This is a genomic window from Pseudoduganella sp. jia 12 (assembly GCF_055502675.1).
This window is the reverse complement of record NZ_JBUXKP010000002.1, coordinates 692,667-705,634: the sequence shown is the minus strand read 5'-3', so window position 1 is coordinate 705,634 and position 12,968 is coordinate 692,667. Positions and strand designations below refer to the sequence as shown.

General features: G+C 54.6%; 13 protein-coding genes. 8 read left to right on the top strand and 5 right to left on the bottom strand.

Going from position 1 to position 12,968, the window contains the following annotated elements:
* Positions 1-4: 4 nt before the first annotated feature.
* The gene (locus ACY65G_RS05940) at positions 5-808 is read left to right on the top strand and encodes an NF038132 family protein (RefSeq protein WP_464996429.1); all 804 of its coding nucleotides are present in this window, start codon (positions 5-7) and stop codon (positions 806-808) included.
* Between the two features lie 148 nt (positions 809-956).
* Entirely contained in the window at positions 957-1,646 is a 690-nt protein-coding gene (locus ACY65G_RS05935) for a PEP-CTERM sorting domain-containing protein (protein ID WP_464996428.1), read from the top strand.
* A gap of 67 nt (positions 1,647-1,713) precedes the next feature.
* Here ACY65G_RS05935 and clpA read toward each other — a convergent pair whose 3' ends face one another.
* A complete protein-coding gene (clpA, locus tag ACY65G_RS05930; protein WP_464996427.1) occupies positions 1,714-4,014 on the bottom strand; it encodes an ATP-dependent Clp protease ATP-binding subunit ClpA in 2,301 nt (766 codons plus the stop codon).
* Entirely contained in the window at positions 4,011-4,313 is a 303-nt protein-coding gene (clpS, locus tag ACY65G_RS05925) for an ATP-dependent Clp protease adapter ClpS (protein ID WP_130185626.1), read from the bottom strand. The genes clpA and clpS overlap by 4 nt, the downstream gene beginning before the upstream one ends.
* Before the next feature lie 328 nt (positions 4,314-4,641).
* On the opposite strand from clpS, the gene cspE reads away from it, so the two are divergent.
* Complete coding sequence (gene cspE / locus ACY65G_RS05920; RefSeq protein ID WP_107141363.1) at positions 4,642-4,845, top strand: transcription antiterminator/RNA stability regulator CspE; 204 nt, start codon at positions 4,642-4,644, stop codon at positions 4,843-4,845.
* 1,067 nt (positions 4,846-5,912) lie between these two features.
* Here the strand turns inward: cspE and ACY65G_RS05915 are convergent.
* Positions 5,913-6,248 (bottom strand): helix-turn-helix domain-containing protein, encoded by a 336-nt coding sequence (locus tag ACY65G_RS05915; RefSeq protein WP_464996476.1) that lies wholly within the window; start codon positions 6,246-6,248, stop codon positions 5,913-5,915.
* A 149-nt stretch (positions 6,249-6,397) separates the two neighbouring features.
* Here ACY65G_RS05915 and ACY65G_RS05910 point away from each other — a divergent pair, with 149 nt between their 5' ends.
* Both ACY65G_RS05910 and ACY65G_RS05905 read left to right on the top strand, forming a co-directional pair.
* Entirely contained in the window at positions 6,398-6,907 is a 510-nt protein-coding gene (locus ACY65G_RS05910; protein WP_464996426.1) for a hypothetical protein, read from the top strand.
* A 48-nt stretch (positions 6,908-6,955) separates the two neighbouring features.
* Positions 6,956-7,177, top strand: coding sequence for a hypothetical protein (locus ACY65G_RS05905; RefSeq protein ID WP_464996425.1), 222 nt, complete (start codon positions 6,956-6,958; stop codon positions 7,175-7,177).
* Positions 7,178-7,264: 87 nt separating this feature from the next.
* On the opposite strand, the gene ACY65G_RS05900 is transcribed toward ACY65G_RS05905, so the two are convergent.
* Together ACY65G_RS05900 and ACY65G_RS05895 are read right to left on the bottom strand one after the other, a co-directional pair.
* Positions 7,265-8,344 carry a phage/plasmid replication protein, II/X family gene (locus tag ACY65G_RS05900; protein ID WP_464996424.1) on the bottom strand — a complete coding sequence of 360 codons (1,080 nt, stop codon included), beginning with the start codon at positions 8,342-8,344 and terminating at the stop codon, positions 7,265-7,267.
* A 72-nt stretch (positions 8,345-8,416) separates the two neighbouring features.
* Positions 8,417-8,614 (bottom strand): helix-turn-helix transcriptional regulator, encoded by a 198-nt coding sequence (locus ACY65G_RS05895; protein WP_464996423.1) that lies wholly within the window; start codon positions 8,612-8,614, stop codon positions 8,417-8,419.
* A 278-nt stretch (positions 8,615-8,892) separates the two neighbouring features.
* On the opposite strand from ACY65G_RS05895, the gene ACY65G_RS05890 reads away from it, so the two are divergent.
* From ACY65G_RS05890 to ACY65G_RS05880, 3 genes are all read left to right on the top strand, one after another.
* A complete protein-coding gene (locus tag ACY65G_RS05890; protein WP_464996422.1) occupies positions 8,893-9,732 on the top strand; it encodes a hypothetical protein in 840 nt (279 codons plus the stop codon).
* A gap of 106 nt (positions 9,733-9,838) precedes the next feature.
* Positions 9,839-11,656, top strand: a complete 1,818-nt coding sequence (locus ACY65G_RS05885; RefSeq protein ID WP_464996421.1) for a hypothetical protein — start codon at positions 9,839-9,841, stop codon at positions 11,654-11,656.
* Between the two features lie 136 nt (positions 11,657-11,792).
* Positions 11,793-12,920 (top strand): PP2C family protein-serine/threonine phosphatase, encoded by a 1,128-nt coding sequence (locus ACY65G_RS05880; RefSeq protein ID WP_464996420.1) that lies wholly within the window; start codon positions 11,793-11,795, stop codon positions 12,918-12,920.
* Positions 12,921-12,968 lie beyond the last annotated feature (48 nt).

Sequence of the window (12,968 nt, the reverse complement as noted above, 5' to 3'; positions counted from 1 at the left end):
CGTCATGATCAGCGATAATTCTTGCAAGTTCGTGCTTGCCGCGATGTTCCTCGCCGGTAGCGGGGCGGCACGCGCCCAGGTATTCGATGGCGGGCTACCGGCCGGCTGGGAATGCGTAGGCAATTGCGGCACCGCCGCTGCGGACGGGGCGATCGAGCTGGCACCAGCCGGCGGCAGCCGCTATGGCTGGGTATCGAATGCGAACGGCAATGCCGATGTGCTGCTGCCGGGCGTTAGCGTGCCTGCCGACTCGGCGGATGGCAGCACCCTGCGTTCGCACATCTTCAGCGCCCAGGTTGGACAGGTCCTGACTTTTTCGTTCAACTACGTGTCGACGGACGGCAGCGATTTCACCGACTACGCCTGGGCTCGGCTCCTCACCGCGCAGGGCAGCGCAGCGGACGTGCTCGTGACAGCCCGCACATCGCCGGGGGGCGATGCCGTGCCGGGCTTCGGCATGCCATCGGCGCAGGCCGGGATCATGCCGCCATTCGCAGGCATGGGCGGCGGCCCGCTCGCATGGAGCCCGCTGGGCGAGGATTCGGGATCGTGCTACGCGCAGCCCTGCGGACAGACCGGGTGGATCGACGCCACGTACACCTTCAGCGTGGCAGGCCAGTTCATCCTTGAATTCGGCGTGGTGAACTGGTACGACGAGTCCGCCGACAGCGGCCTGGCCTTCGATGCCATCGCGCTCGATGGCGTGCCGCTGGCGCCGGTTCCCGAACCAGGTCGCCCCGGCATGCTGGCCGCGGGGGCGCTGGTGGTCGCCTTCGCCGCAAGGATGGTTCGGCGGCGCGGCCATTGAGGCGCGCGCGGGCGCGCGTACCTAGCACAACCGTTCATCGTTGGCAGAGGCCGACGCACGGCATGCAAAAGTGTAAATGTCATTGATGGGCTTGCTGGGCGGCTTCTACGATGATTCCCATACCCACCCACCCCGAGGAGAATCGCCCATGAAGCGCACGCCCCCTGTCATGCTTGCCCGCCTTGCCGCCGCCGCCCTGCTGGCCGCCGCTGCCGCCCTGCCCGCCCGCGCCGACTCCGTGACCGAAATCGCCCAGCTGCAGGGCTGGGTCAACAGCAATGGCGGCAGCAACGAAGCCACCCCGCTCGGCAATACCTACACGGGCAACGACACCGGCCTGCGCTTCAACAGCTGGGCGGCCTTCTTCATCCCGGCCGGCACGACGTGGGCATCGGCTACGTTGTCGCTGTCGCCGTCCGTGTACGGCGACGCGCCGCCAAGCGTGATCGGCCTGTTCGACTTCGATGGCGGCCTGCAGCCGTTGCTGAACACGTTCCATCCGGGCACGGACGTATTTGCCGACCTGGGCGGCGGCACCCAGTATGCCGCCGCCACGCTGCACGACAGCGTCGTCGACATCACGCTGAACGGCGCGGCGCTGGCTGACATCAATGCGGTGGGCGGATCGTATTTCGTGATCGGCTTCACGAACCAGACCCTGAACGCGGTGCCGGTCGAAGCCGGTGACCAGGGCATCTACCTGGGCGGCATCCGCGCCGAGCCCTACCTGGAGCTGACGCTGTCGACCGTGCCGGCCGTGCCGGAACCGGGAACGTATGCGATGCTGCTGGCGGGCCTGGCGGTGGCCGGCGTGGCCGCACGGCGGCGGCGCATGTAATCCCCGGATCAATACACCGGCGTAAAAAAACCCGCTCTCGCGAGCGGGTTTTTTTTGCGGCAGAGGTTTATTCCACTTCGACCGTTTCCGGCGGCGGCAGCGGAGCCGCATCCGGTTCCGGGAAGTCCAGCTTGATCTGGTCCTTCTCGTCCAGGTCCACCGTGACCCTGCCGCCGGCGACGAGGCGGCCGAACAGCAGCTCGTCGGCCAGCGCCTTGCGGATCATGTCCTGGATCAGGCGGGACATCGGCCGGGCGCCCATCAGCGGATCGAAGCCCTTCTTCGCCAGGAACTTGCGCAGGTGCTCCGTGAAGATCGCTTCCACTTTCTTCTCGTGCAGCTGCTCTTCCAGCTGCATCAGGAACTTGTCCACCACGCGCAGGATGATTTCCTCGTCCAGCGCGCGGAAGCTGATGATCGCATCGATCCGGTTGCGGAATTCCGGCGTGAACATCCGCTTCAGGTCGGCCATTTCGTCGCCGGTTTCCTTGGTGTTCGTGAAACCGATCGGCGCACGCTGCAGCGCTTCCGCGCCCGCGTTGGTCGTCATGATGATGATCACGTTGCGGAAGTCGGCCTTGCGGCCGTTGTTGTCCGTCAGCGTGCCATGGTCCATCACCTGCAGCAGGATGTTGAAGATGTCCGGATGCGCCTTTTCGATCTCGTCGAGCAGCAGCACGGCATGCGGCTTCTTCGTGATCGCTTCGGTCAGCAGGCCGCCCTGGTCGAAACCGACATAGCCCGGCGGCGCACCGATCAGGCGCGACACCGCATGGCGCTCCATGTACTCGGACATGTCGAAGCGGATCAGCTCGATGCCGAGGATGAAGGCCAGCTGCTTGGCCACTTCGGTCTTGCCGACACCGGTCGGACCGGAGAACAGGAAGGAACCGATGGGCTTGTCCTGCTTGCCCAGGCCGGCACGCGACATCTTGATGGCCGAGGCCAGCGCCTCGATGGCCGGGTCTTGCCCGAACACCGTGTTGCGCAGATCGCGGTCGATCGTCTGCAGCTTGCTGCGGTCGTCCTGGTTGACCGTTTGCGGCGGGATCCGCGCGATCTTCGAGATGATCTCTTCGATCTCCGTCTTGCCGATGGTTTTCTTCTGCTTCGACTTCGGCAGGATGCGCTGGGCGGCGCCGGCTTCGTCGATCACGTCGATGGCCTTGTCGGGCAGGTGGCGGTCGTTGATGAAGCGGGCCGCCAGTTCGGCCGCGGTCGACAGCGCCGACGACGAATACTTCACGCCATGGTGCTCCTCGAAGCGCGACTTCAGGCCGCGCAGGATCTGCACGGTCTGCTCGACGGTCGGCTCGTTCACGTCCACCTTCTGGAACCGGCGCGACAGCGCATGATCCTTCTCGAACACGCCACGGAATTCCGTGAACGTGGTCGCGCCGACGCATTTGAGCTGGCCATTCGCCAGTGCGGGCTTCAGCAGGTTCGATGCATCCAGCGTGCCGCCCGATGCGGACCCCGCGCCGATGATCGTGTGGATCTCGTCGATGAACAGGATGCCGTTCGGATTATCCTTCAGCTGCTTCAGCACGGCCTTCAGGCGCTGCTCGAAGTCGCCACGGTATTTCGTGCCGGCCAGCAGCGCGCCCATGTCCAGCGAATACACGACGGCGTTCGACAGGATTTCCGGCACCTCGCCCTGCGTGATGCGGTACGCGAGGCCCTCGGCGATCGCGGTCTTGCCCACGCCGGCCTCGCCCACCAGCAGCGGGTTGTTCTTGCGGCGGCGGCACAGGATCTGGATCACGCGGTCCACTTCCTCTTCGCGGCCGATCAGCGGATCGATCTTGCCTTCCGCGGCGGACTTGTTGAGGTTCTGGGTAAACTGGTCGAGCGGGCTTTCCTTGGCCTGCCCCTCGACCTGCGCGCCTTCCTCGACGCCTTCGGACGCCTTGGCCGCTTCGCCGGACTGGTCCTTGCGTACGCCATGCGAAATGAAGTTGACGACGTCCAGGCGCGTCACGCCCTGCTGGTGCAGGTAATAAACAGCGTGCGAGTCCTTTTCGCCGAAGATGGCCACCAGCACATTCGCGCCCGTGACTTCCTTCTTGCCGTTCGAAGCGGACTGCACGTGCATGATGGCGCGCTGGATCACGCGCTGGAAGCCGAGGGTAGGTTGCGTGTCGACCTCGCCGGTTCCTGGCACGGTGGGGGTGTTGTCGCCGATGAAGTTGGTGAGCGTCTTGCGCAGGTCTTCGATATTGACCGCGCAGGCACGCAACACTTCGGCCGCCGAAGGATTGTCCAGCAGCGCCAGCAACAAATGCTCAACCGTGATGAATTCATGCCGTGCCTGCCGAGCCTCGACAAACGCCATGTGCAAACTTACTTCCAATTCCTGCGCAATCATACTTCCTCCATCACGCACTGCAGGGGATGGCCTGCCTTGCGCGCATGCGTTAAAACGAACTCCACCTTGGTTGATGCAATATCTTTTGAGAACACGCCGCACACGCCTTTACCGTAGCGGTGCACACTCAGCATAATTTGCGTAGCCGTTTCCCGATCCTTGTTGAAATATTCCTGGATGATCGCGACCACGAATTCCATCGGGGTGTAGTCGTCGTTCAACAACGCCACCTGGTACATGGGGGGCGGCTTCAGCGTCTGCCGCTCCAGGACGGTCTCGGTGTCATGCTTGGTTGCCATACGCTTATATTCTAATGCTTTCGTGGTCCGTGCAACGCCCGTTTAGCTGGGCGTTTCCATTTGTCCTCAATCTTACGCGCTTTCCCAACTGTGCGCAGATGGCGGCCCACAGCGCAAAATCAAGTCCTTCCGTGATTTCTCCTGTTGCAAAAATCTTACTATTGCCCTGACAAAGCGCTTGACACAGAAAATTGTTCCGCCAACAATGACATATCGACTGGTGCAGAAATGTACATGTTGGTAAGAAGTGAGTTGTCGAGGAGGGGGCAGGAAGCTTCTTGCTTTTATAGCTCGTGTGATTCGTTAATATTTGAAAGTTCTTTTTATTATGGCAACTGGTACCGTTAAGTGGTTCAATGACTCCAAAGGTTTCGGCTTCATCACCCCTGATGATGGTGGCGAAGATCTGTTCGCGCACTTCTCCGCAATCAACATGAACGGCTTCAAGACCCTGAAAGAAGGTCAAAAGGTGCAGTTCGAAGTCACGCAAGGCCCTAAAGGCAAGCAAGCTTCCAACATCCAGGCTAGCTGATCAGCTTCCTCGACGAAAAAACCCCGCCATGGCGGGGTTTTTTTTTGCCCGGGAATTTTGATGGCCGCCTTGGCAAGCCCTGGCGTCATATCGCCGCCGATAAAACACCCGCGCCTGGCGCGGGTGTGCAGCGGCCCGGCGGACCGTTACATATTCGATCAATATATGTAAACAAAACTCAACTTATTGATTTTTAATAACTTTCATTATCTCAACAACGCTACGCCCCTCACAAAAACCCTCAAAAACCTCTGACTGCTTCCCTTTTCGCATTTTAGACACAACTTGCCGAAACGTATCGCTGTTCTCGGCGGGTTTAGTGTCTTCTGCAGGAAAATTTCCTTGCACCAATATTGTTGTTATGATAATATTTAATTTATTACATCATTTTTGCGCGAAGAATGCAGAAATTAACTATTGTGCAAAGACTCTTGCCCGGCATTTCAAGCGGTGCCGTTAGCACTGCGACCGGAGCCAGTATTCACGCGCGCCAGGGACAATTGGACGGCGCATGCGGCATCTACTGCGCCGCGATGAGTTTGACCCTCCTAGGGCATCTCAGCCGCCCTGCTGAGCTAATCGGCAAGCGACGCACGAAAGCAGTAGCGGCGCTATGGGATGCGAGTGTACCTCGATTTTTCGAAGGAACGACCGCAGAAGAGTTGGCAAACATCATAGGCTCAACTGGAGCCGATCTTGGCGTTACTTGGGAGGTAGGTGAGAACGGCGCCTTGGTGACGAGTGTTACGGAGGGTGTGCTGGAAGGACGCCTACCCCTTGTAGGCTGGCAGAGCCGAAATCGACGGTTCGATCATTGGATCTTGGCTGTAGGCATAGAGGTGGAGAAACGGTGTGGAGCCGTAAAGCCGACAGCCTTGCTTTGCCTAGATCCTAATGAGGAAGCACCCAACCTCTCCGCTTATAACTCGCGGATCGAACTTGCCGGCAAGCAGGCGGGGAAGGATTCGAGGTTCCAAAAGTATGTGACTGCGGGAGCGATGATGGACGTCGCCTTAAACGAGGTTGTGTGGGTCTCAAAACGCCGTAGATCCTGCCCCTAACGCCCTTCAACGCAACCGCGACTTGGCCGGCTTGAGGCTTGGCTTAGCCTTGTTAGCTCGCGCGGCCTCCTCCGGCCGCGAGTTGACCTGGACAGACGCGAACAAGTCGGACAGGTTTACATCCAACGCATAACACAAGCTGGCTAGGGTCATCAATGATGGGTTCGCGATCCCCCTTTCGATCGCCGATATGAACGTCCGGTCTACCTCCGCCTCGAAAGCAAGCACCTCTTGCGACTTCTCAGCGCTGATGCGTATAGCCTTCAGGCTCTTCCCTAGAGCGGCACACACTTTATTTCGCTTTTTGTCGGATTGGTCGGCTGACGTCATGCCTTGCATCATGCCTTTTTGACGTGCGGGCAACGACGGTGTAAAGACTGCGATTATTTGTAGTGTATACTCTACAAAATGAATGCCTTTGAGCAATTAAACGCAGGCCTAAGAAGCCGCTTCGTGAAGTGCTAAATTGACAACAATAAGGATGCATTGGTATGCGAAGAATTTTTTTTGCCGTTATTTCGGCTAGCGCCGCTTCATGCTATGGCGCAGGGGTAGAACAGGCAGCTCAAGTGGAGCGGCAAGCGGCAACGTTTTATGTGGAAAATTGCAGAGCGAACATTGAAGGCGTGCTCCGCGCGGAGAGCTTCTACGACGGTAAAGACGTCCATAGCATTGTGTCGAGCTTCGACAACCGCTCGCTCGTGGAAGAGTTCCTGAACAGCCTCAATCGGCATAAATCCATGGACGACTCGTCAGATTCGGTCGTCCAGAGGCGGCAAGCGCAACTTGCAAATGCGTTAAGCAACACTGATCTGGCGATGAAATGCAGTCAGGTTGGAGGCATGTACAACGTGTATCTGACGATGGGAGAAGCTCAGGAGAACATTGGCAAGTATAAGGCTCAGCAGGCCGCGGCCAAGGCGAAGGCGGCGCACGAGAATGAGCCAGTCACAGTGGATTACAGCGTTGCAGCGGCAGGGCTTGGGCAGTCTGGACGGTAAGCGCGCCCGGCCAAGGGTACAGTGCGCAAACTGACTTTGGGACAGTACTTGAAGTGGGAAGAAGATAGCAGCAGCAAATGGAAAGGTCAGCTTTGGAACGCTATGGGCACTAGAAACAAAAATATTGCCTACAAACAATGTCTGGAAGCGGTGCGCCAGGAGTGGATAACGTCTTTCGGCTATCCAGACGCGGTATTACGCTCCAACCTCTTCGTGGACGGGCTGGTAGGCCTGGACAAGGTGCTACGCATCGTTTGCTCACCAGGCTAACCGTAAGGCGTCCCAGGGGCGCTGACGTCCCTGGGACGATTCTTGCCAGCCTCCCCTTGAGACTGAGGAATCCAGACACCGCCAAGCTCAGGAGATGGAAATAGCCCTTTGATCCGGTTTCCAGAAAAATTTCGACTCGTTCACTAGCCAATCAGGCGCAGCAATAGCATTGCTCCTAGAGAACAATCCAGACATCTCAACAGATGGGAGATCAATTGGTCGTCGCTGGGAACCTATATCAATTCCAGTCTTTCCCTTAATGCTAGAGACGTGTTTTGCCACCGTCGTCCGGCTCGCGAACTGATCTCGTACATCCACTCCGCTCAACCAAAGGCGGTAGACATTGCTCTCCTTTATGGTCAATATTGCCAGTTCGTCGTCCGTTAGGAGCGGGCGCAGCGCCCCTCCCCAGTTGTATTTCGCAAGCAAGGCAAAGTAGAGCGATTCGACATCCAGGCCGTTCCAGGCGTGCACCCGGTCCAGTTCTTGCCTTCGAAGCAGCTGGGAGAACAGCTTAAGTTCCACACGCAACGAGTCCTTGGCCTCTTTCAATAGCTTGGCCCTCGTGCTGCCTGCTGAGTGCGTGCCAAACCTCTTCTCCAGCTCTGCCTGCTTGTCATATAGCGACAGCATGTGATACTTGGAGCGCCGTTTAGCTGTCCACCCTAGCGAAAGGATTCCAACCCCGTCTCTGTGCTTCCCAGTGCGGTTAGCGTTGTCTATCTCATCAATGACTTGCTCCACTTGTCCTGGCGGACACCTGAAGTTCGCTGTCAGGTGAACTTCCAGCAACTGAACAGCGCCTCGACGCCACTTAGCAAGGTCCTCTGGTAGAAGATTGATCGCAAGGAGTTCAGTGAAAAGTTCGAAGATCGCCACAGTGTAGTCGAGCAGCGACGAATGCCCCGTCCAGTTATGCCGTTGCAGTACCAGCGGGGGACAACATTCGATCTGCAGCAACGTTGCACCTCCATCGGCGCGGAGGCCTCTGGAATGAAGTTGTACTGAACCGTACTGGTCTCCGAGTGATGCGGCTTCACGGGAAGAGCCAACAGGCCGTAGGATGCCTTCACCATCAAACTTGTACCATGTCTGACCAATAGGCTGATGGAAGCAGGGCCCAATGACCTTGAGCTTGTCGATATGAACGATGTGGATGTGTTTCATAGTTGGGACGGAGAGTGTGTGTTCAACAACTGAACAAAGGTGATCTTGTATACGCGTCGCGCTGCGGCAGAGTTACGACTGTTGACCACGTCCAGTGCTTGCTAGCCCCCTACGCGAGAGCCACTCATCTATCGCTGCTTCGTCATAACCAACCGCTTTAAGGGACAGTTGGATGCGGACTGGGAAGTCCCCTAAGCGCTCTAAGCGCCATACAGTAGTGCGGGATAGGCCAACCTTCGCGAAGACTTCTGCTGGGCGTATGATGTTCATATTTCGTATCTCGATGACATTGATGTTCAGAGCTGCAGTTCACAGCTCGCCGTATGCTCAGTCCCTATCGAATCAGGACCAGGACCGTTGCCACATCCTTTACCGGCTTTTTTCACCACCCTCAACATCGCACAAAAAAAACTCGTAACTATTTGTTTTTACATGAATTTTTTTTGTTAATGGAGATAGTGTTACGCGACATTCCCTTAGAGGTGCTCATCTCTTCAATAAACTTTTTCGACTTAACTTTCTGTTTTTAAAGGACTTTTAACACTGTGATGGAAGATAGTGAGTATGCAGCGGCCGCAGAAGCGAAGAAGGAAGAGGTAAGAGCCAAGCGAAAGTTGGTACGCTTACGGACTGACGTTCAGCAGGCGCGCATTCATTGGGAAAATTTCTTCCAGCAACACGCGGTGCGAACAGAGATGCTTTGGGATAACTGGCGGCAGAAAGATGCCCGAGAACTATATTTACTGCACAGAAACACACCCGAAGTCGCAGCGGAAATTTGTCGATTTCAAGCCGACTTGGCGGCGTTGGCATATCGAATTAGCCGAATCCCTAATCTATCAAGAACAGAGCGCGAAAAATTGTGGTTGCCTGAATTTTTTGCAAATACGGAGAAATTCATTGCCAAAACGTATCATTCTAGCTCTGCAACTGAGGCTAGCCATTTTACCGCTGAGACGAAGCTGAGAAAGCTTAACACGCCGATACCATCTGATGACGGGCGTTATGTCATTGCTCGTCCACCAGTGATAGATAGATATCTTCAAAGCTATACGGGAGGCGAGATACGGACCGTGCGAATGAATTTGCCATTGTGGGCAGTATGGACGTCAAACGTTAAGCCGCTTCCCAAAATTCTTTACATGGAAGAATCGGGAGGTAAACGCAAACTCCCAAAGAAACAGCCTACGCGAATTACCGAGAAAAACTTACGGCAGCGAACATACTTGCAAGGTGAACGCGTGGAAATCTTAGTAGAGAACAATCGAACAATGATCTTTTTTCTTAGTGCTCCTAGATTGGACGACAGCGATGACTACATTCTCGACCTTAGACGACATACAGCACTAAAAATCCCTCGTAAAAAAATACCTCCTCGTGCAAAGTAGAGATATCGAGGAAATTAGTCCTGTCTGCCTGGCATACGGTAGCATAGCGACACACCCCGCCCCATGACGTGAACGCCCTGTTAATTGTGTCCTTGTGCCCATATATATGAAGAATCCTTCGTTTAATTCAACAGTATTGGTCTGCGATGATCCTGAGATGGCTGCTCAGTTATCAGTAGCTCTCTCATTGAAGGGCACCTACCTAGCTCTTCTGGACAGTCCGCGGCTGGCACGCAGTGACGCGAATGCAGAAGTGATTCGTAGAACCAATGCCATTAACGCAACTAAGGCAGATAAGGTTATCTTAGCAGGTTGCTCCGATGCTGTTATTAACAGTTTTAAAAGCCGGACTCCTTCGTTAGTTATTAAGCCTGTAGAAGAACTTTGCGAAGCAACCTTGACGCACGCCGGGATCCGATTAAAGAAAGGGGAGCCAATCAAAGCGAATCCTGCATGCATTGGGCCAAGTCTATTGCTCGCTCTACGAGCGAAGCTTCAGCTCGAATTCGACGACGAAATATCACCAGTACGCTATGTCCCCTCCTCTGCAACGCATTTAGTAGTGTGTGAGGAAGATAATCGTCTAACACAAGTGATCGCTGCCAACTATGCGTTTGCTATGCGCGCAGGCCTACAGTTAATCCCCTCCCTTACTGAGGCATTTTCTCGAGAAGTCAACGAGCGATTCTACAGCGCATCAAGTGATCAGGATGGATCTACCACAAGAAAACTTGAGAACTTGTCCCGGCATTTACTTGAACACCTTAAGGATTTGAATCTTAAAGGTGTGCAGTCCATCACCTTCATTACAAGTGGCGTGCCTTGGGGTTTTGCTTTACAGGATCTGCCAACAACACACTTATTTGTATATCCCGATTTGGGAATCTCTATCATCCATGGAATTGCCGCATCAATCAATGAGGGCAGGCCTCTTCGTCTAATCTGCATGATCGATCCAGGCCAGGTGCAGTCACATGAGGTCGTTCGATCCGGCACATCCCTTATCAAACGTGGACCACTCATAATGGCCTTCCGAAACAAAGCGGCCAATATTAGATCCGTGTCCCACATGCTTGATCTGGTTCCTTACGATTTACTCTTCATCGCAACTCATTGTGGCGATATAAAAGGTCATCGCGAGACGCACATTTTCTCAGATTCAACTGGAAAGGAGCGAACGCTTGTTCTCGACATAGCGATGCAGGTGAACCCTGAACCGCGTCACGGCAAATACGAGGTTAAAGCGTACGAACGCTTTGTCTCGATTGATGGTGTTCCATGGGAAGCGAAAGAAGAGCGCATGAGTATAGCAGGGAATGCATTGAGGGATTTCTATTCAAAGCGGCTAGGAGAACGAACACCAGCCTTCCGCAAGCCAATTAATCGAATAATCGGCTCGGCAGCCCTCGCAATGTCAGATGGGAACCTGCTTGCTACGCCAACCAATGCCGGAGCAAACAGTTTTCCGATAGTCTTCAATAATGCTTGCGTCTCATGGCATGAGCTGGCTAATCGTTTTATGTTTGGTGGCGCGCGTGCTTATATAGGGAGTCTAATTGAGGTCTCTGACTCTGAAGCGCAAGAAGTTGCCATGGGGGTCTTAGATAAGTATTTTGGACGGCCTCTAGCTCACGCACTTTGGAGTGCCCAAAAGGAGGTGTCAGGAGGTAGCATTCGGCGCCCGTATGTTATGGTGGGAGTGCATTTTCAACGCTTACGTAGCACTATGGTGCCGCCTCATCAACATATTTTACAAAAGCTTAGGCAAGCCTACCATTACTGGAGCAGATATCTATCAAGCATCCCGGTACAAAATGCGAACGCTCGCCTAGAAATCGAAGACAAAATAGACTTCATAAAGCAATGCATCGAAGAGCAGATTTCTGGGAAGTCAACCAGTCACCCGTCTGCGACCGTCCGTTGACGCTGGATTACCACAACGAATTTATTGCCTTCTATACATTCTTCGGAGCAATGTAGTATAGTGCCCCTACGTAGGCTGACCGGCCCCTAGATTGGGTTAATATAGCTAGATGAAAGCTTACCGAAAGAGCAGGATTATGATTTCAGAAAAATTACAGATGCAGTCGCAGTTGTCGAATTGGCTGCTTCGGCGAACACCGACGGGAGGTGTTCGTCGTGTCGTTCCGCTCGCAGCAGCTATCGCAAGCGACCTAGGCAATGTCCGTGTAGACAACCAGGATCGTGCGATTATAGCTCGTGGGCGCGACAACCAAGGGAGAGACTTTGCGGCAATTGTTGTCGCAGATGGTATCGGTGGAATGAAGGATGGCGCGGTGGCTGCCTCCATAGCGGTTGCTGCATTCATTGCAACGTTAGCTGATCATGCATTGCGCGGTGACAATGAGGGCGTCCATTGGATAAGGCAAGCCATGCATGAGGCCGACAAGGCCGTTTTCGAGCACGCACGAGGAAGCGGTGGCTCAACTCTAGTGGCATTTGTAATTCGCCCAGGTTTTAATGCTCATTGGGCAAGTGTAGGGGATAGTCGAGTTTACTGCTCATCTGGAAATAGTCTAATTCAAATCTCTAAAGACGATACGATTGCAGGCCAGCTAGGCCGAGAAGCGGCGCACCAGAATTCGAGGCTCCTCCAATTTATTGGCATGGGTTCAGAGTTGGAACCTCATGTCGAAGAGCTTGCATATAGCCAGGCCGAATCAATACTTTTGACAACTGACGGCATTCATTATTTATCAACCGCATCAAATTGGCTTGCACAGATTGTAAAAAATTCTCCTGATCCTGGAACAAGCGTTAAGAGGTTAGCAGAATTAGCGAAATGGTGTGGTGGGCCTGATAACGCTACAGTAGCAATGGTATCTCTTTCGACGAATTGGGATGACGAGTATCGTCCTACATACCCTTGTCTAGAGATTTGGGATGCATTTGGCGAGCTACAGATCATCCAGAGCCGAGCCGAATCCAGCGCTCAGTCGTCACGTCGCCGTTATATGCCGGTCAGTGAAAAGAAAATTCTAACCCGCGTTGATACTGTAGGTGAAGCAAGAAAAAATGCGAAATACTCTCCTCCTGAACCGATAGTCTCGCCTACAAAGACCATTCGCAAGCCAAAGAATTCGCCAAAGAAGCGCAGCAAGAATTCTCGTGAACAACTTGAGGATGATGTCCCTCAGCTTTCCATGACATTTCCTACTAAAATCTAATAGCTATGACAATTATTGCAGACCGCTATCTTGTCACTGGAGCCTCTC